This is a genomic window from Antarcticirhabdus aurantiaca, assembly GCF_009765365.1.
Taxonomy (GTDB): Bacteria; Pseudomonadota; Alphaproteobacteria; order Rhizobiales; family Rhizobiaceae; genus Antarcticirhabdus; species Antarcticirhabdus aurantiaca.
Window position 1 is genome coordinate 1 of the sequence record NZ_VTOM01000004.1, and the last position, 17,457, is coordinate 17,457.

Below are 17,457 nucleotides of genomic sequence, written 5' to 3' on the forward strand. Positions count from 1 at the left end.
GGGTCGTGAGCACATCATCGACGCCTGCTGCCAAGCCTGGAACGCCGCCACAGACGATCCCAGGCGCATTCGATCCCTCTGCCTCTATCCCTGGATAGAAGAGGTCAATTCATAGGCTGGGCGGTATCAGACCTCGAAGAAGGTCTGGGAGGGCGAGGCCAAAAAGGCGGCGGCCGAGATCGACGCGAGCACGGTGACGTCCAGCTTCGACACGTGGCAGCCAGGCGACGAGCCCGGCATCGGCGCCGATAACCGCACTCAGAACCTCATGATCACGCAGTTCCGCGAGATATTCGAGGAGGAGTTCATCGAGGCCAACGGCAACACCGACATAGCGACGGAGCAGGCCCTTCGCATCCTGAAGCGCAACTGGGGCGTCTCCTCCGTCTCCGGATCGGCGCAGCTCATGCAGTTTCCGCCCGAGGGCAAATACCCTCCCCTGGACGGCAGCCACGACTACCTTCGCGACGATGCCATGCAGATGGCCCGCGAGTTCCTTGGCGAGGGCGTGGAGGTAGAGAACATCACCCTTGCCCCGGTCTTCGACGGCCAGAGGCGGAACCTCACGGCGGAGGATTGGCGAGCCGGACGGCGGCCCCGCTACCAGGTGCTTGTCGATACGAAGGTCGACGGCATCCCGGTCTCCGAGATGGTCCCTGGCACCTGGGCCATCACGGACGAGCAGATCAGGAGCACGGCCGAGGCTCGACGGGCGCAGATCCGCGAAGGGCTCGAAGCCAACGAGAGCATGGGCATCCGAGACTTCATGATGCAGGGCGAGGAGGTCCCCGAGCCTGTGGTGCCTCGCGGCCTCGCCAACCCCGGACGTACGGGGCGATATGGCAATTACAGCGTTCCGCTGCCGGCGCCTCCGCCTTCGAACTTCACCGACCCCGCTACGCTCCTGCCCGGCGTCGGCAATGTCGGTCCGGTCGGAAGCTTCCTCGTCCCGAACAGCCGCGAGGGGATCGCCGCCCGCGTAAGCGAGCGTGGCCGAGCCCTACGCCGTAGGTGATGATGGTTGAGGTAAGTCGATCAATGGCCGCTACTGGCAGGTCTTCAAAGCATATGGATTTACAGCTTCCGGAGCGCCATTGACTGACAGCAAGGCAACGGCCTGGCCACCCTTCACGATGATAGGCGGAGTGGATGTGTACGGATTGAATGGGGAGTACTGCGAAAACTCACCGCCATGCTGCCCAAACTCGTTCCAAATGCTATCAGATGCGAATTCACTACCATGACTGCCAAACTCATTGAGGATGGAGTTTGAGGAAAACTCGGACGATATCTCGCCCAAGTACGTTCCATCACGGGCTATCACTGCAGCTCCACTTAGCAGCTCGCAGAGGCTTTGCGCTGATGCATTCAACGGCGCGGACGCAATGAAGGCGAGCGATGCCAACATGAGTGCTTTTACGCGCATGATCCCCTCTCTTGAGGTTGAGGAGGGAACCAGACGTTCTGACTGGCGGTCAACTGGCGCGATCGGCCGCCCACCAAAAATTGCGTTGCCAGTGTTGGTGAGGCAGGCGCAGGAGCAAGCGTCGGTGCAGGCGAAGGTAGACTTTCACCGCAGGCGAACGATGGTGCAACGTCAGATCAAGGCGCAGCAGATGAGGCTTGCGCAAATGGGGGCATCTGCAGCAACCCGGCCACGACGATGAATAAGTCATGCATTCGCATGCCTTGATTTTATGAGGGGGAACTCGTTTCCATACATCTTAAGGAACTCCTCGGATACATTATCACCAAGGATCTTAGATTTTCCGAGGTATTCACTGCTAAAATCGTATATTTCTCTTATGAGGTTTTCGAGAACATATTCTCGCTTGCGCAGTGACTTCCTTGCCTCCGCTGGGATAATAGTTACGATTTCGCCCGTTGCCGGATCAACATGCGCAAATGGGTCTAATACCTCTTCCATCTCCCTGCGAAGCTTGCTGTAGTTGTCGAATGACAGGCTGAGTTCTGTCCACCAATCGGATATTTCGGTGGATCGGTTGATTAGCTCCCATTTGTTTGCTGACATAAGCGGTAGAAAATCACTGATTTCAAAATGTACTCTTCGATGGCTCATCGATGCCGTAGGCCGAACAAGCATCCAAAGATCACCTATTGCTTCTCCCCTTTTATGAACCTCATCGAGGGGGCGCTCGATATGTGCTACGAGAGTTGAAAAATTGTTTGTTAGTGAGCTAAGCTTCTGCATCAATCTGAGTGCAGCAGTCTTTTCCTCTGACAGCCGGCGCTCGTCTTCTCGCTGCTTCGCCTCGGATGCTGAGGTAATTTCGCGGCGTCTTGCCTCTTTCGACCCTTGTCGAGCAATCACGTAAGCAATAACGCCACCAACCACTGCGCCCCCAAACCCCGAGATCAAAGTTGCCCAGTCAGTAGTGCTTAGTGCGATAGGTATTTTAAAAGCAGTCCAGCCTGGAAGATACGTGGAAAGCAGTGCATAACCAGACACAAATAAAGTGATGCTCATCACGGATATGAGCAAGCCTTTACCGAAACTCCAAAGCGGCTCTTTAGAATTATTCATTGATCAAGAACATTTGTTCATTTGACCGCCAGATCGCTCCTGATTGGCATCGCCGAGGGGCCATGATGCTAGTCGTCATTCAGCATGCCGCAACTCAAGCAGCGCGCGCCATTCCATGGCCCTAAAGAGCCACAGCTTCCGCAGTAAAAGCTTGAATGTGGCGTCTCATGTTTCGGCACGTATCCAGTGCCAAGAGGAGTGGTTACGATATGAATACCGTCGCCGAAGCGAACAGTAAGGTTCGGCGCGATTGCGAGTTCCGGAGGCTGCTCCAGATGTGTAATGAACTCGATTTTACCTGGATCGGTGCGCTTGTGCATCGCTCGCATTGCTTCGGGGTTTGCCTCACAGAACGCCATGAACAACGGCTTCAAAAGGCTGTAATCGAAGTTGGTCTCAGATGCTGCTGCACGCTCTAAATAGCTCAGAGCTTTTGCTATATCAGCATCTCGAACCGTTGCGGCTGCGATTTTTCTGCACTTATCGGCTTTCTTGCTCGCCCGTTCGAGGCTGGCAAGATAGATCGGTGCGGGCTTGAACTTGCTGCCGCGTTTGGCGTTATTGCAATTGGCGCAGGATGGCAGCCAGTTCTCGTACGAATTCAATTTGAAGTCGGCAGGGAGACCTAAATCCTCAAGGTACGATTTTAGTTCTTCCGGTTTTTCTAATAAGTGCTCTGGAACGACGTGATCAATCTGCATTGTCTTCAGGTTGATAGGTCGATAGCAAAGGTAGCACCGACTTTCGTGGGCTGTGAATACAGCCCAGCGCTCCTCAAGAGAGAACGAATACTTTGACATTGTAGTCCATTTGGAGCTGTTTTGTGCGTTCTCGCGGCGATTATTAATCTAAAAGAGGATTATCTTGGAAGATAGCCGTTCTCTTTCAGCCAAGCCGTGAGGATGCGCCGGATCGCTTCTGGACGGCCAGGGCCGTCAAGCTGGTCCTCGCAGTAGGCGTCCAGCGCCTGCTCTAGATGCGGATAAAGCCGCAATCCGACAGGACGGCCGATGCCCGTCTCCGGGCGCCCTCGGGATTTTCCGTTATCAGTAATTGACAGCTCCATCATTTGACGATAACAGAAAAGCAGGCCGGTAGGAAGCGCCAACCTCCGCACCGGCCCTAACCGAAACGACGATCCTACGGAGATCCTCGAATGGCTACCCACGCCAATAGCACCCGTGTGTCCGCACGCGAAGTGATGAAGCGCGCCTGGCGCAACTACCACCTCATGACCATCCCCGGCGCTGCCTTCTCGCGCCCCATGTTCGCCATGGCGCTTCGCAACGCCTGGTACTCTGCCAAGCTCGAAGCTCAGATCGTGGCTGAGCAGGCAGCAGCTCCCGAACTGACGCCGCTGGAGGCCGCCATCGATGCGGTGAAGTACCTACCCTTCCACATGAGCGCCGCTGCGGCCGAGGCCAGCATCCGCGCCCGCCATGCGGTTCAGGCTTGAGGGGGCGACGATGAGCAACGCCGCCACCCGTTCCGTCTTCGTCTCGGCCAACTCGGCGCTCGCCGCGCTGATCGCCGATCCCGTCCTCGCCGCGATCCCAACGTGGATGCAGTTGAAGATCGAGGCGCACCGCGAGGCGACCGCAGCCCTCAACCGCGCCCGCCGCGAACTGGACGCCCTGGAAGACGCATCCAGCGTCATTGATCGTGATAACCCGCCCTGGTGGCTCCTGGAGGCCGAGCAGGCGATCGACCACGCTTCCGATTGGGAGAAGGCTGCCCTCAAGGCGCTGCTGGCCGAGCGGCCCCGTAGCCTCAAGGATGCGCAGGATCGCGCCTGTTACCTCGTGTCGGCTCGCGTCTTCGGCGGCCAGGGCAGCATGATTGCGACGCTCCTTTCGTCCATGACCGGCGGGGAGGGCTGACCGATGGCCGACTTTCCGACCCCCGAAGAGATTGCCGCTTCCAAGGAGTTCCACGACCTATTCCGCACCTGGCGCATCGCGGATGCCGGCTTGCCGAACACCGTGCCCGGCGAGGAACAGCGCGCCTGGGAAGCCGACGACGCCAAGCGGTGCGACCTCGCCCGATCCGTCGTCACCTTCCGCGCGCCGTACCTTTCCTGCCTGCGCGACAAACTGGACGTGCTGATCCGCTACGCGTCGACAGCCGGCGAGAACATGGACGCCGACGAACGCCTCTTGCTGGAGGGCCTGTGCGCCCTCCGCGCCGACATCGTGCACCTAGGAGGCTGACCATGGCGAACCACAAGCTCGACCTCGCCACCGTGCTCAGCAACGTCACCCGCCTTCTCGACCTCGCGAGCTGGATGTCCACCAGCAACATGACCCGAACGAGCACGTCTGACTTCGGCCCCGGCTACCACATGAAGGCGATCGACGCCGAGCAGTTGGACGCCCTCCTGATCGTCATGCGTGACTATGCCGAGCACCAGCTTGAGGAGGCGGGCGAATGATCCCGCCCGTCCCGTACTTCATCCGCCTCCCGCTGGCCTTCTCCTGCGTCTCCATGGCGATCCTGGTTCGCACGTCGGCAGGTATCGTCGCTGATGGCTTCCGCGCTCTCGGCGAGTGGTTTGTTCCCGAACTGCGAGGGCCGCGCTGATGGGTGAGGTTATTTCCTACAGCCGCCCCCGTACGATACCGGACCGGCAGGCGAAGCGCGAGGCGCTGGCAGCCTTCCGGAAGCGCTTGGTCGAGAGGATCGAGTTCATGATCGAACTTGTGGACGAGATCGACGGCGATCCGGACTTCGAGCCCTCCCTCGGCTGGTCGAAGACCATGGCGACCGGAGACACGAACGATTTGGAAGAGGATCGCCTTCCAACGGAGCGAACCCCATGATGCACTTCCTTGAAGTGGGGCTGGAAGTGGGGTTGACCTCTTCAGTTCCCCCGATGGCCCAGCATTTACATGGGTTTGATGCAAGAGGCAGCGTCCAGCTAGAGGCCGCCGATGGGGCGACCGGCGCGATACCCGCCGGGGCCTTGCCGCCCAGCCCGCCGCGCACGACCGGCCCTTCGGCGACGAAGCATTGCCTTCGCGGCGTGAATCTGGTCGCATGCCGCAGGGAGAGGCGGCGTCGGGGGAGCGTTTCTTGCAGATCGTGTTCGCGCTGCTGCGGCGTTCCTACCTTGCAGTCGCCGAACTGACCTGGTCCGCCCTGGCCTTGATGGCGCTCGGCCACGCCCTTCTCTCGTGGGCGCTGATGAGCTGGGCCGGGGAGGAGAAGCTCGCCGGCGACGGCGTCAGCTTCCTCTACTATTATCTCGTCTCGGCCACCACGACGGGCTACGGGGACTTGGCGCCCGTCACCCAGGCGGGCCGGCTCGTCGGCGTCCTTTTCGTTCTGCCGGGCGGCATCGCGCTCTTCACGGCCGTTCTCGGCAAGATGCTCACGGGGATCGGCCAGCTCTGGAGGCGGCGGATGATGGGACTGAACGACTACGGCGACCGGGCCGGCCACTTCGTCGTGCTCGGCTGGCACGACGACTTCACCCACCGCCTCGTCGAAATGCTCGCCAGCGAGCGCATGCCCGGCACGCCGCCGACCGTCCTCGTCGCCAAGGCGCTGGAGCGCAACCCGCTGCCCGAGCTGACCGACTTCGTGCGCACGGACCGGCTGGCGAGCCCGGAAGCGCTCGCGCGCAGCGGCGCGCGCCGGGCCCGGGCGCTGGTGGTGCGCGGGCAGAACGACGACGAAACACTCGCCGCCGCGCTGGTCGCCGCCCATTGCAACGAGACCACCCACATCGTCACCTACTTCCAGGACGAGCGCACGGCCGCCATGCTGCGTCGGCAGGAGCCGCGCATCGAAGCGATCGCCTCCATGTCCTCGGAGCTCCTCGTGCGCGCGGCGCACGATCCGGGCGCCTCGGTCGTGGCCTCGCTCCTGTTCTCGCCCGCCCGGCGCGACACCGTGTTCTCGATGCGCGTTCCCGCCGACGCGCCTCCCCTGCGCTACGGCGACGTGCTGGCCGGCCTCAAGCGCGACCAGAAGGTGACCCTCGTCGGCCTGTCCGACGCGGGAGCGGTCGACCTGAACTGCGCGGACTCGGCCGCGGTAGGACCGGGCCGCGTCCTCTACTACATCGCCGACCACCGGCTCGATCCGGCCGAGATCGACTGGAGCCGGATGGCGCGGGCGGACGGCTGACCGAGACGCGGGCCCGCGTCACGATCCAAAGCATTTCGGCGCGCGGTCGCGAATGATTATCTTGGCGTTACTTCGCCCCTCATTCATTTACCAATCCTCTGAAACGCCCTGCTCGTCAGCGTTCAGTCGTCACCAACGACATCCCGCGCCCTTGAACAGGCTTGAACCACCACGTCTTGCCTGATCATCGAGCTGGACGGCATTATCTGCTTCCCTCTCTCTGCGTGGTTGAAAGAAAAGGGACTGGACCATGACGGAACTTGTTGTAGTGGCGTTCGACGACCCCGGCGAAGCCGATCGCGCCTTGACCGAGCTGACGCGCCTTCAGAAGGAATATCTCGTCGACCTGGAGGACGCGGTCGTCGCCATCCGCGACGAGGGCGGCAAGGTGCGGCTCAAGCAGAGCGTCGATCTCATCGGGGCCGGCGCGGCCTCGGGCGGCCTGTGGGGCGCCATGTGGGGCTCGGTGGTGGGCCTCCTCTTCCTCAACCCGCTCCTGGGCCTCGCCACCGGCGCAGCTCTCGGAGCGGGAGCCGGCGCCTTGTCGGGCAAGCTCGCGGATTTCGGCATCAACGACGACTTCATCCGCTCGCTCGGGGAAACGCTGCAGCCCAACTCGTCGGCCCTGTTCGTTCTCCTGCGCAAGGTTCAGCCGGACAAGGTGCTCAGCGAGGTGTCGCGCTTCAAAGGCAAGGTGATCCGCTCCTCGCTCTCCCCGGACCAGGAGAAGCGCCTGCAGGAGGCCCTGTCCGGCGCCAACGTCGCCATGCCGGGCTCGGCCGCGAGCGGGACGGCCGCGGCAGCTTGAGGCTCGCGAGGGGGCGGCAGAACCTGCCGCCCTCGATCGACGAGGTGCCTTTTGGTCGGCAGCGACGCGAGAGACCTCGTCCCGTCGTTTCGGCCGATGTCACCGCGCTTCGGTAAAATCTCGATGCCGGCTTACTATTATCCACGCGCCGCTCTCGTCCGCCGCCGACTGCCATGAGGAGACGATGGAGCGCACCTGTTGATCAAGACGTCATAAGACGTCATCGTGCTGCCGTTGATCAACGGCAAGGCCGCCGCTGCGCGTCAAAGCGAAGCGCGGCCCGTCCACACCATCGGAGTTCTCCATGACCGCACCAGCGGCCATCGGCGCCAACGCCGTCGAGGCGCATGCCGATCCCCTCGCCGAACGGGCGAACGAGAGGATGCGTGGGGAGCGCGGGGCATGAGCGACCCCGCGGGCGTATCCGCCTCCGACCTCGCCGCCTTCGTCGCCCGCGCCCTCGATCGCTGCGGCTTGCCGGGCGAGGACGCCGCGGCCGTCGCCGAGCTGATGACGCAAGCCGACCTGACCGGCGCGGACGCCCACGGCATCTTCCGACTGCCGCAATATGTCCGACGCCTGGAGGCCGGCGGCGTCAATCCGCGCCCCGCGATCCGCGTGAGCCGGACGGCCCCGGCGACGGCGCTCGTCGACGGCGACAACGGCATGGGCCACCTCGTGATGAAGCGGGCGGCCGAGACGGCGATCGAGATGGCGCGCGAGACGGGCGTCGCCTGGGTCGGCGCGCGGCGCTCCAACCATGCCGGCCCGGCTGCCCTCTACGCCTCGATGCCCCTGGCGGCCGGCATGATCGGCCTCTACAGCGCGGTGGCCAGCGCCAACCACATGGCGGTCTGGGGCGGATCCGAGCCGCTGCTCGGCACCAACCCGCTGGCGGTCGCCATTCCCGCCCTGTCCGAGCCGCCAGTGGTCCTCGACATCGCGACTACCGTCGTTTCCTACGGCACGATCAAGAACTACGCGCTGAACAGCCGGACGCTGCCGCCGGGCTGGCTCATCGAGCGCGCGACCGGCGAGCCGCTGCTCGATCCCAAGCGCAGCTCCGAGGGCATCCTGCAGCCGGTCGGCGGCTACAAGGGCAGCGGCCTCGCCCTCGTTCTCGGCCTTCTCGCCGGCACCCTGAACGGCGCCGCCTTCGGCCGAAACGTCGTCGACTTCAACGCCGACGCCTCCAGCGAGACCAACACAGGCCACTTCATCCTGGCGCTCGACGTGTCCCGCTTCATGCCGCTCGCCGCCTTCGGCGAGGCCGTCGACCGGGACCTCCAGGGCCTCAAGGCCTCGCAGCGGATGCCGGGCGTCGACGTGATCCGGCTTCCCGGCTCGGACCGCGAGCGGCGGGTGCGCGAGCGCGGCCGGAACGGCATTCCGATCCCCGCGCCGCTCCTCGCCGACCTGCAGGCGCTGGCCGGGCGCCTTCGCATCGAGCCTCTCGTCGTGCAGAAGGAAGCGGGATGACGTCGCTCGTCCTCCCGATCAGGGGCGGAGCGCGGGCGAAGGACTGGTAGCAGGATGCAGGCGCGCGACCTTCCCCCTCTGCGAACGGCGATCGGCGCCCCGCTCTGGCTCCAGCTCAAGCATGCGCTGCGCGATCTGGCGACCTTTCACCTCAAGCCCGGCGACCAGATCCCCTCCGAGACGGAGATCGGCGAGCATTACGGCGTGTCGCGGATCACGGTCCGCCAGGCCGTGGCCTCGCTCGTGGACGAGGGCCTCCTGCACAAGCGGCAGGGTCGGGGCACCTTCGTCCTGGCACCGCGGCTGGCGGAAAACCTCGTCGGCGCCGGCCACTTCCTCCAGAGCGGCTTCGACGCGGCGCCGGGCGGGCAGATCGCCGTCGTCGGCACGGACAGCGTGCCCGCGCCGGACTGGCTGGCCGCCAAGCTCGGCCTCGATCCGGGCGCCGAGGTCTTCAAGATCCGCAAGGTACTGACGCCCGCCGGCGAGGACCGGGCAGCCTACCGGACGACCTTCGTTCCGGCCGCGCTGGCGCCCAGGCTCCTCGCCATGGACCTCGCCCGGCCGATGCACGCGATCCTCGAGGACAGCTTCGGGCTCGCGGCCGTCGGCGCCGACGAGATCATCGAGTTCATCGTCGCCGACGCGTTTCGCGCCGACATGCTCGGCGTCGAGCCCGGGCATCCGCTGATCCTCGTGGAGCGCATCGCCTATCTCGCCTCCGGCCAGCCGACCGACTGCTCGCGCGCCTATTACAAGGCGGAGCGCTTCCGCTTCGAGCACCGCCTGACCAGGACCGAAGCGGCGGCCCCGCTCAGCCGGCATACTCCCGCCCCGCGCCGGTCGAGCGTCGTCGTCACCTCCTCCGACGCCGCTTCCACCTGAAACGCGGCTCCTTCCCACCATGCCGGCGACGGCTCGTCGCGGCCGCGGCGCGTGCCCGCGCGGCTGGACAGCGCGACCCGTCTCCTCCATTATGTCCGGACATTTTGCCGATCGCAGCTCTGTTCGAACGAAAGGGAAGTCTCATGCGCTCCGTGGAAGTTGCCGTGATCGGAACGGGCTGGTGCGGCGGGATCCGTGCCGAAACGCTGTCGCGCTCGGCCCTCGTCGACAAGCTGCACATCTGCGAGATCCGCAAGGAGCGCCTCGCCGAGGTCCGCGCCCTCGTCAATCCGGCGAGCGCCACGACCGATTATCAGGACATTCTGCGCAACGACGCGATCGAGGTGGTGTATATCTCGACGACGCCGGAATCGACGCACTTCCCGATCGCGCGCGACTGCCTGCGGGCCGGCAAGCACGTCCTCCTGGAAAAGCCGATCGCCATGGAGCTCTGGGAAGCGGACGAGCTGATCCAGACCGCCAAGCGCCAAGGCGTGAAGTTCACCATCGGCTATTCCCAGCGCTTCAACACCAAGATCGCCTACGCCAAGAAGAAGATCCAGGACGGAACCCTCGGGCGCGTCGTCAACGTCATGGTCAGCCGACACCTGTCGCGCAGCCTCGGCAAGAAGATCGCCCAGCGCGTCAAGCTCTCGCCCGCCGCGATGGAGTCGACCCACGACCTCGACTTCGTGTTCTGGCTCCTGGAGCCGGCCAAGCCCGTGCGCGTCTACAGCCAGGGCTCCTACGGCTACATGCAGGAGGTCAACGGCTCCTACGACTGCATGTGGACGACGGTGACGATGGACAACGGCATGCTCGTCGTGGTCGGCGGCGGCTGGAACCTGCCGCCGGCCTATCCGAACTATTGCGGCACCTGGATCGAGATCACCGGCACGGAGGGCGCGCTGATCCTCGACGACACGCAGCGCGACAACTGGCTGAGCACGGTGTCGGAGGGCACGCGCTTTCCCATGTCCACCATGCCGGGCGAGCAGGTGGACCACGTCTTCGCCGGGCAGATGGGGCCGGAAACCATCCATTTCCTCGAATCCTGCCTCCTCGACCGCCCCGTGATGGTGGCGCCCGAGCACGCGCGCATGGTGATGCAGTCCTACTTGGCCGCGGACCTGTCGGCCGCGATCAACGAGCCCGTGGACCTGCCCCTCTCCAACCAGTCGCTCGCGACCATCGCCGACCTCCGGGAAGGCCTGCGCGAAGCGAGCTGATCGCCGCGCATCCCGGCCCTGATGACAGGGCCGGGATGCTGGGATCTCATACCCCCGCGCCATTGTTTCGATCCGTCTTCCTTTCAGCTTCGTCATCCCGGGCCAAGCCCGGGAGGACGATCCTGAGATGGGGATGGAACAGGTCAAAGCATCGGCGCGGCGGTATCATCCCTGGCGCAGATCCTCCGCCGAGACCGGCAGCGGGACCGGGCGGCCCGTGCGGGCGGACAGGTCCATGGCCATGGTAAGGAGGAGGTTGCGGTGGCCGTCCGCGGCGCTCGCATGCGGCGTCTTCTGGCCGGTGCAGAGCCGCTGATACCAGGACACGGTCTCCTCGCGCATCGGCCCCCAGAGCTGGCCGAGATGGAGGTCGCCGGGCGGATAGCTCGTCAGGAAGTCGACGTGGCGCGGCTGACCTGGCGACCAGCCGTCCGGACTGTAGCCCGCCCCTTGCGCGATCTCCGAAGCGAGGACGAGGTCGCGGTGGGTGTCCTCGATGTCGATGACGCCCTTCGTGCCGACGATGCCGATCTCCAGCCCGTAGACCGAGCCCGGCCAGATCTCCGGCAGGCCCCAGGAGATGTTCATGCTCCAGATCGTGCCGTCGTCGAACTCGAAGATGCCGAAGGTCGAATCCTTGGTGCCGATGGCGCCGAGCACCTTGTCGGTAGAGCGCGCATAGACCGAGACCGGCTTTTTGCCCTCCATCAGCCAGAGCGACATGTCGAGGCTGTGGGTGCCGGACACCACCATCGGCGTCAGGCTGGCGCGGTTGTTGGTGTTGCGCAAGGTCGCGATCGGCACCATGCGGTTCATGAAGGCGCGGGTGACGACCGAATGGACCTCGCCGATCTGGCCGGTCTGGAGCCGCTCCTTGACCGCCAGGAAGCGCCGGCGGAAGCGCTGGGTGTAGCCGACCACGGCGTCGACGCCGGCCGCCTCGATGGCGCCGAGGATCGAGGCCGACTCCGAAGCGTCGGTCGCCAGCGGCTTCTCGGTGAACAGCGCGTGCCCGCGTTCGGCGGCGGCGAGCGTCGGGCGCACGTGGTTGTTCTCGTCGGTGGCGACGATCACCGCGTTCACCTCGGGGCGGGCGACCAGTTCCTCGAGATCGGTGGTGAAGAAATCGGCGCCGCAGTCCTCCGCGAGCTTTCGCCCGACATCCTCGCGCACGTCGCACAACCCGATCCAGCCGATGCCGGGATAGTCGTGGGCGATCATTGCGCGGATGCGGCCGATCGTGCCGCAGCCGATGACGGCGAGGCCGATCTCGCGGCGGTTCTTGGCGCTCATTCCTGTCGTCCTCCTCCCAAAAGACAGCCGGCGCGCGGGCGCGGCACCGGCATCCGTCAGTGGTAGGCAAGAGAAAGACCGCACAAATACCGATATGATCTGATGATGGGGATCAGAATATTTGATTCCCGAAGCTCGTCAGCCGCCGATCGACTTGCGGCCACGGAAGCGCGACTCGCGCCCTCGCTCCAGACGCCGCCGGCGAACCGCCGCGGCAGGGTCGGCCGGCTCTCCATGCAGTCGCGCGCCGCGCCCCCCGCTCATATCGGGCAACAAGCTGATAAGGTTCGATCTTCCTGCCCTTTTCGGGAGCGGCCACATGCGTCCCGATCCAACCGGGCGGCGGAATCCCCCGGTCTTTGAACGGCGCTTCTCCTCGTCGATGGCGCATCGGGGATGCTCACCCTCCGCCGGCCTGCAACCCCCTCGCCCTTGTCGACGCAGCGCCTTCGCGGATTTGCTCAGGCTTGCGAATTGTCCGGACATGTGTCTTGCTTGCCCTCACAAGACCAACGGCGGACCAACCGCCGACACGAGGGAGCGGGCGCGGACAAGGATGCCGCCCCGGCCGCCGGGCCTGCCGCTTCGATGCGGGCCCCCGGCGATGGGCCGACCAGAGGCCCGGAGGAGACGGATGACGGAACCGACGCCGGTGACACCGCGCCGGCCCCATGGGCTGGTGGTGGACACGCACACCCATTTCCTGCCCCCGAGCGCGCTCGGCCCCGCCATGGCGGGGGAGCGCTGGCACGGCATCCAGTTCGGCCGCAACGCCCGCGGCAAGATCACCTCGACCGTCGGCGACGTGTCGCAGGAGGTGCCTTGGCCGATGCCGATCGAGACGCCGGACGCGCGGATCGCCTCGCTCGACGACCGGCGCGTCGACGTCCACCTCATCTCGATCAGCCCGACGCTCTACTGGTACGGGCTCGGCGAGGCGGATGCCCGCAGCTTTGCCCGGACGACCAATGACGACCTCGCGGGAATCGTCTCGTCCCATCCGGACCGCTATGTCGGCCTCGGCTACCTGTCGCTGCAGGATCCGAAAGGGGCTGTGGCCGAACTGGAGCGCTGCGTGGGCCGGCTGGGCATGCCCGGCGTCATGGTCGGCACCAACGTCAACGGCCGCGACTGGGACGATCCGGCGCTCATGCCGGTGCTGGAGGCGGCGCAGGCGCTCGGCGCGGTGGTCTACTTCCACCCCGCGCGCGGCCGGGCCGACCGCTGGCTGTCGAAGTACCACCTCTCCAACCTCATCGGGAACCCGCTGGAAACGGCGACGGCATTGGCCTGCCTGATCTTCGGCGGCGTCTTCGACAAGCTCCCGGACCTCAAGACCTGCTTCGCCCATGCCGGCGGCTACGGGGTGCTGGGCGTCGGCCGGCTCGACCACGGCCACGAGGTCCGGCCCGAAGCGACGGGCATCGCCGCCATGCCTTCGGACTACGTCCGCCGCTGCTGGTTCGACACCATCACCCACAACGAGCGGGCGCTCCGCTACCTCGTCGACACCGTCGGCGCCGGCCAGGTCGTCCTCGGAAGCGACTATCCCGCCGACATGGGCGAGCCGCGGCCGGTCGACTGGATCGAGAGCTGCGACAGCCTTTCGGCGGGCGAGAAGCAGGCGATCCTCGGCACCAACGCCGTCGCGCTCTTCGGCCTCGAACGCTTCGCCACCGCCGGGACGGATGCCTCGGCGACCCGAGCCGCATGACGCAAACGCCTCCCGCGGCCGGTCGGAGGTCCGGCCGCGAGCGGCCACGACCAACGCCACGACGAATGGGAGGAACTGCAATGAGAACCGTTTCGATGAACCGGCGCCGCATCCTTTGCGCCGCCTCCGCGGCGGCGATGGCGCTCGCCGGCCTGCCGGCCCTCGCCCAGGAGGCCGCCGCGCCCGCCCCCGCTCCCCTGCCCCAGCTCACCGACGGCAAGCTGCCGGCGCTCGCCGACGGCTTCCCGAGCCGGCAGATCGTGCTCCTCGTCGTCGACGAGCCGGGCTCCACCGACAGCGTCTTCGCCAGCCAGCTCGCGGAGGCCGCCTCGAAAATCTCGCCCCAGCCGGTGGTGGTCGAGCACCGCATCGACTTCACCAACTTCGGCACCTGGGAGGCCCTCGCCTGGGTGAAGGACCAGGGCGACATCGCCTCGCAGGGCTACATCAGCTTCATCTACACGCTCCCCGACGCGACGATCGATCTCCTGGCGATCGACATCGAGAGCCAGGTGGGCGTCGGCCTGGACGACCTCAACGGTATCGTCGGTGCCGAGCGCGTGCCCATCGTCATGATCCAGCGCACCGGCGCGCCCTGGGGCGACACGCTGGACGGGCTCGTCGCCTATGCCAAGGAGAACCCCGCCAAGGTGCGCCACATCTCGGGCGGCCCCGGCAGCGGCCACGACGCCACCATGCAGGCCTGGGTCCGGCGCCTCGGGATCCAGGTCAACGACATCATCGGCGGCACGCCGGCCGAGCGGGCGCTCGCCGTCGCCTCCGGCGAGGGCGACATCAACACCTCGCCGGTCGACGTCTTCCAGCCGCACATGGATGCCGGCCGCGTCGTGCCGCTGATGGTGTCCGGCAAGGACCTGCCGCCGCCCTGGGACAAGCTGCCGAGCGCGCAAGGGAGCCTCGGCTGGACCGACGACCCCTTCGGCCAGGTGCGCGCCGTCGCCGGCTCGCCGGACGTTCCGGCCGAGCACCGGCAATGGCTGAACGACCTCTACCGCCTCGCCATGCAGGACCCCGACTACCGCCGCAAGCGCGAGCAGATCAGCGGCCTCCAGATCATGGACCTCGACCATGACGGGCTGAACCAGCTCGCCGAAACGGCGATCGAGACGGTCAAGCCGATCTACCAGGAGAAGGGCATCTACTGGGCCGACGCGCAGTAGGAAAGCCGCTCCCTTCCGCGGGCGGCCGCGCCCCTCCCCAAGCCACCGGGCGCGGCCGCCCCCTCCTCCATCCATCGCCAGCGGAACAAAGCCCATGGACCGGCGCATCGACGTCGCCATCTCGGCGATCTTCGTTTTCTTCGGCCTCTTCGTGATCGCCGAGGCCACCACGATCAAGGCCGGCCTCTACACCGACCCGATCGGCCCGCGCGCCTTCTTCTACGGCTGCGGCGCGATCTTCGTCGCCGGCGGCCTCTTCAACATCGCCCAGCGCCTGCGCGGCTGGCGGGCGAGCCCCGGCCACATGGTGCCGATGGAAGGTGTCGCCGACGAGGAAGGCCACCCCGCCTCCTTCGGGCGGGCCGCCACGATCGCCGGGCTCAGCCTCGCCTACACGCTGACGCTGGTGCCGCTCGGCTTCCTGATCGCGACACCCCTCTACATCCTGGCCTGCCTTCGCGTGCTCCGCCAACGCAACTGGCTGTTCAACGCCGCCCTCGCCCTCGGCTTCACGCTCTTCTTCTACGTCGTCTTCGCCCAAGGGCTCGGCGTCTGGCTGCCGGTCGGCCCCTTCACGACGCTGTTCCGAGATCTCGGCTGGATCATTCTTTGAGGACCTGAACGCCCATGATGGCCGAATTCTTCACGCCTCTGGTCGGCGGCGTCTCGCTCCTGACCGACCCGTTCCTCTGGCTCCTCGTCGTCGTCGGCACGCTCTACGGCGTTGCCTGCGGCGCCATGCCCGGCATCGGCACGACGCTCGCCTACGGCCTCGTCCTGCCCTTCACCTTTGCCATGGCGCCGATCCACGGCGTCGCCTTCCTCATGGCGATCAGCGTCGGCGTCCAGTACGGCAACTCGATCCCCGCCATCCTCATGGGCATTCCCGGCAACCCGGCGGCGATCCTGACGGTGCTCGACGGCTTCACGCTGCACAAGCGCGGCGAGAGCGGCCTCGCCCTCGGCGTCGCCTTCGTGGCGGCGCTCGGCGGGCAGTTCGTCTCGATCATCATGTTCATCATGCTGGTCGTGCCCTTGATGAACCTCGCCTACTACTTCTCCTACCCCGAGATCTTCTCGCTCTACGTCATCGGCATGGTGGCGCTGATCAGCCTGGCCGGCGGCAACATCGTCAAGGGTCTGATGTCCGCCGCCTTCGGCATCGGCATCGGCATGGTCGGCCTCGACCCGATGAACCTGATGACGCGCTTCGACTTCGGCTTCCGCCAGGTTCGCTCGGGGCTCGACGAGGTGGCGGTGGTGATCGGGCTCCTCGCGATCTCGGAACTCATCCGCCAGACCCGCCAGGTGTTCAATTGGGAGGACATCACCGGCGAGTTGAAGGCCAGCACCCGCTTTCCCGCCTTCAAGCGCTGGAAGCCGGCCGTGCCCGCCATGATCGGCGGCACGGCGGTCGGCACGATCGTCGGCGCGATTCCGGGCGCCGGCGCCACCGTCGCGGCCATGGTGTCCTACCAGCAGGCGCAGATGATCTCGAAGAAGCCGGAAGAGTTCGGCCGCGGCTCGATCGAGGGCATCGGCGCCAACGAGGCTGCCCAGAACGCATCGAACTCCGGCGAGCTGATCCCGACGCTCGGCCTCGGCCTGCCCGTCTCCGGCTCGATGGTGCTGCTCCTCAGCGCCCTCACCGTCCAGGGCTTCGTGCCCGGGCCCCTGATGGTCGCCCGCGCGCCGGAACTGCTCTTCGCCACGGTCGCCGGCCTCCTCGCCTCGACGCTGATCCTCGTCTTCGTCGGCTGGCGCATGGCGACGCTGATGCTGAAGGCGGTGCTTCTCAACCGGCAGGTCATCATCGTCCTGGCGCTCGCCATGACGGTGCTCGGCACCTACGCCCTCAACAACCGCATCCTCGACGTCGCGGTCGCCTTCGTCTTCGGCGTCATCGGCTACTTCATGATGCGCTACGGCTATTCGGTCGCGGCGGCGGCGCTCGCCGTCTTCCTCGGCCGGGAATTCGAGCGCAACCTGCGCATCGGCCTCCAGTTCCACGACCAGAGCTGGATCGAGTTCTTCTCGCGGCCGATCACCCTCGCGATCATGTCGGTGGCGATCTTCCTCCTCGGCTACGGCATCGTCCAGCAGGTGCGCATGCGCCGGCGCATGCGCGAGAACGAGGCCGCCGCCGCGGACGGAAACCCGCAGACCAGCCCGGCGCTCGGCGAGTGACGTGG

Annotated in this window: 19 protein-coding genes; 16 read left to right on the forward strand and 3 right to left on the reverse strand. The window is 65.7% G+C overall.

From position 1 onward, the window contains the following. The first annotated feature begins 193 nt into the window (after positions 1-193). A complete protein-coding gene (locus FZN60_RS05475; RefSeq protein WP_158871942.1) occupies positions 194-1,015 on the forward strand; it encodes a hypothetical protein in 822 nt (273 codons plus the stop codon). 657 nt (positions 1,016-1,672) lie between these two features. Here the strand turns inward: FZN60_RS05475 and FZN60_RS05480 are convergent. Together FZN60_RS05480 and FZN60_RS05485 are read right to left on the reverse strand one after the other, a co-directional pair. Further along, positions 1,673-2,491 carry a hypothetical protein gene (locus FZN60_RS05480; RefSeq protein ID WP_158871944.1) on the reverse strand — a complete coding sequence of 273 codons (819 nt, stop codon included), beginning with the start codon at positions 2,489-2,491 and terminating at the stop codon, positions 1,673-1,675. 122 nt (positions 2,492-2,613) lie between these two features. After that, entirely contained in the window at positions 2,614-3,246 is a 633-nt protein-coding gene (locus FZN60_RS05485) for a hypothetical protein (RefSeq protein WP_158871946.1), read from the reverse strand. Positions 3,247-3,701: 455 nt separating this feature from the next. Here FZN60_RS05485 and FZN60_RS05490 point away from each other — a divergent pair, with 455 nt between their 5' ends. From FZN60_RS05490 to FZN60_RS05540, 11 genes are all read left to right on the forward strand, one after another. After that, positions 3,702-4,001 (forward strand): hypothetical protein, encoded by a 300-nt coding sequence (locus FZN60_RS05490; RefSeq protein ID WP_158871948.1) that lies wholly within the window; start codon positions 3,702-3,704, stop codon positions 3,999-4,001. Between the two features lie 10 nt (positions 4,002-4,011). After that, entirely contained in the window at positions 4,012-4,425 is a 414-nt protein-coding gene (locus FZN60_RS05495) for a hypothetical protein (protein ID WP_158871950.1), read from the forward strand. Between the two features lie 3 nt (positions 4,426-4,428). Further along, on the forward strand, positions 4,429-4,755 hold the full coding sequence (locus FZN60_RS05500; RefSeq protein WP_158871952.1) for a hypothetical protein: 327 nt from the start codon (positions 4,429-4,431) through the stop codon (positions 4,753-4,755). 2 nt (positions 4,756-4,757) lie between these two features. Then, positions 4,758-4,976, forward strand: a complete 219-nt coding sequence (locus FZN60_RS05505; RefSeq protein ID WP_158871954.1) for a hypothetical protein — start codon at positions 4,758-4,760, stop codon at positions 4,974-4,976. Then, entirely contained in the window at positions 4,973-5,125 is a 153-nt protein-coding gene (locus FZN60_RS05510) for a hypothetical protein (protein ID WP_158871956.1), read from the forward strand. Before FZN60_RS05505 ends, FZN60_RS05510 begins: the two co-directional genes overlap by 4 nt. Next, on the forward strand, positions 5,125-5,364 hold the full coding sequence (locus FZN60_RS05515; protein WP_158871958.1) for a hypothetical protein: 240 nt from the start codon (positions 5,125-5,127) through the stop codon (positions 5,362-5,364). The genes FZN60_RS05510 and FZN60_RS05515 overlap by 1 nt, the downstream gene beginning before the upstream one ends. A 253-nt stretch (positions 5,365-5,617) precedes the next feature. Next, complete coding sequence (locus FZN60_RS05520) at positions 5,618-6,676, forward strand: potassium channel family protein (RefSeq protein WP_158871959.1); 1,059 nt, start codon at positions 5,618-5,620, stop codon at positions 6,674-6,676. 250 nt (positions 6,677-6,926) lie between these two features. Beyond that, positions 6,927-7,484, forward strand: coding sequence for a DUF1269 domain-containing protein (locus FZN60_RS05525; protein ID WP_158871961.1), 558 nt, complete (start codon positions 6,927-6,929; stop codon positions 7,482-7,484). 402 nt (positions 7,485-7,886) lie between these two features. After that, complete coding sequence (locus tag FZN60_RS05530; RefSeq protein ID WP_158871963.1) at positions 7,887-8,963, forward strand: Ldh family oxidoreductase; 1,077 nt, start codon at positions 7,887-7,889, stop codon at positions 8,961-8,963. Between the two features lie 54 nt (positions 8,964-9,017). Then, a complete protein-coding gene (locus FZN60_RS05535; protein ID WP_158871965.1) occupies positions 9,018-9,848 on the forward strand; it encodes a GntR family transcriptional regulator in 831 nt (276 codons plus the stop codon). A gap of 143 nt (positions 9,849-9,991) precedes the next feature. After that, complete coding sequence (locus FZN60_RS05540; RefSeq protein WP_158871967.1) at positions 9,992-11,077, forward strand: Gfo/Idh/MocA family protein; 1,086 nt, start codon at positions 9,992-9,994, stop codon at positions 11,075-11,077. Between the two features lie 165 nt (positions 11,078-11,242). On the opposite strand, the gene FZN60_RS05545 is transcribed toward FZN60_RS05540, so the two are convergent. After that, positions 11,243-12,370 carry a Gfo/Idh/MocA family protein gene (locus FZN60_RS05545; RefSeq protein WP_158871969.1) on the reverse strand — a complete coding sequence of 376 codons (1,128 nt, stop codon included), beginning with the start codon at positions 12,368-12,370 and terminating at the stop codon, positions 11,243-11,245. A gap of 634 nt (positions 12,371-13,004) precedes the next feature. Here FZN60_RS05545 and FZN60_RS05550 point away from each other — a divergent pair. From FZN60_RS05550 to FZN60_RS05565, 4 genes are all read left to right on the forward strand, one after another. Further along, the gene (locus FZN60_RS05550) at positions 13,005-14,084 is read left to right on the forward strand and encodes an amidohydrolase family protein (RefSeq protein WP_158871971.1); all 1,080 of its coding nucleotides are present in this window, start codon (positions 13,005-13,007) and stop codon (positions 14,082-14,084) included. Between the two features lie 80 nt (positions 14,085-14,164). After that, positions 14,165-15,265: a Bug family tripartite tricarboxylate transporter substrate binding protein gene (locus FZN60_RS05555; RefSeq protein WP_158871973.1), complete on the forward strand. Its 1,101-nt coding sequence runs from the start codon at positions 14,165-14,167 to the stop codon at positions 15,263-15,265. Positions 15,266-15,359: 94 nt separating this feature from the next. Next, complete coding sequence (locus tag FZN60_RS05560) at positions 15,360-15,878, forward strand: tripartite tricarboxylate transporter TctB family protein (protein ID WP_158871975.1); 519 nt, start codon at positions 15,360-15,362, stop codon at positions 15,876-15,878. 14 nt (positions 15,879-15,892) lie between these two features. Continuing rightward, on the forward strand, positions 15,893-17,452 hold the full coding sequence (locus FZN60_RS05565; protein WP_158871976.1) for a tripartite tricarboxylate transporter permease: 1,560 nt from the start codon (positions 15,893-15,895) through the stop codon (positions 17,450-17,452). Positions 17,453-17,457: the final 5 nt, after the last annotated feature.

What these genes read in the sequence shown, in the direction of transcription:
- FZN60_RS05525 (WP_158871961.1), top strand. Translation starts at nt 6,927, where the DNA reads ATGACGGAACTTGTTGTAGTGGCGTTCGACGACCCCGGCGAAGCCGAT.
- FZN60_RS05555 (WP_158871973.1), top strand. Translation starts at nt 14,165, where the DNA reads ATGAGAACCGTTTCGATGAACCGGCGCCGCATCCTTTGCGCCGCCTCC.
- FZN60_RS05500 (WP_158871952.1), top strand. Translation starts at nt 4,429, where the DNA reads ATGGCCGACTTTCCGACCCCCGAAGAGATTGCCGCTTCCAAGGAGTTC.
- FZN60_RS05540 (WP_158871967.1), top strand. Translation starts at nt 9,992, where the DNA reads ATGCGCTCCGTGGAAGTTGCCGTGATCGGAACGGGCTGGTGCGGCGGG.
- FZN60_RS05560 (WP_158871975.1), top strand. Translation starts at nt 15,360, where the DNA reads ATGGACCGGCGCATCGACGTCGCCATCTCGGCGATCTTCGTTTTCTTC.
- FZN60_RS05550 (WP_158871971.1), top strand. Translation starts at nt 13,005, where the DNA reads ATGACGGAACCGACGCCGGTGACACCGCGCCGGCCCCATGGGCTGGTG.
- FZN60_RS05515 (WP_158871958.1), top strand. Translation starts at nt 5,125, where the DNA reads ATGGGTGAGGTTATTTCCTACAGCCGCCCCCGTACGATACCGGACCGG.
- FZN60_RS05565 (WP_158871976.1), top strand. Translation starts at nt 15,893, where the DNA reads ATGATGGCCGAATTCTTCACGCCTCTGGTCGGCGGCGTCTCGCTCCTG.
- FZN60_RS05485 (WP_158871946.1), bottom strand. Translation starts at nt 3,246, where the DNA reads ATGCAGATTGATCACGTCGTTCCAGAGCACTTATTAGAAAAACCGGAA.
- FZN60_RS05530 (WP_158871963.1), top strand. Translation starts at nt 7,887, where the DNA reads ATGAGCGACCCCGCGGGCGTATCCGCCTCCGACCTCGCCGCCTTCGTC.
- FZN60_RS05505 (WP_158871954.1), top strand. Translation starts at nt 4,758, where the DNA reads ATGGCGAACCACAAGCTCGACCTCGCCACCGTGCTCAGCAACGTCACC.
- FZN60_RS05495 (WP_158871950.1), top strand. Translation starts at nt 4,012, where the DNA reads ATGAGCAACGCCGCCACCCGTTCCGTCTTCGTCTCGGCCAACTCGGCG.
- FZN60_RS05490 (WP_158871948.1), top strand. Translation starts at nt 3,702, where the DNA reads ATGGCTACCCACGCCAATAGCACCCGTGTGTCCGCACGCGAAGTGATG.
- FZN60_RS05510 (WP_158871956.1), top strand. Translation starts at nt 4,973, where the DNA reads ATGATCCCGCCCGTCCCGTACTTCATCCGCCTCCCGCTGGCCTTCTCC.
- FZN60_RS05535 (WP_158871965.1), top strand. Translation starts at nt 9,018, where the DNA reads ATGCAGGCGCGCGACCTTCCCCCTCTGCGAACGGCGATCGGCGCCCCG.
- FZN60_RS05545 (WP_158871969.1), bottom strand. Translation starts at nt 12,370, where the DNA reads ATGAGCGCCAAGAACCGCCGCGAGATCGGCCTCGCCGTCATCGGCTGC.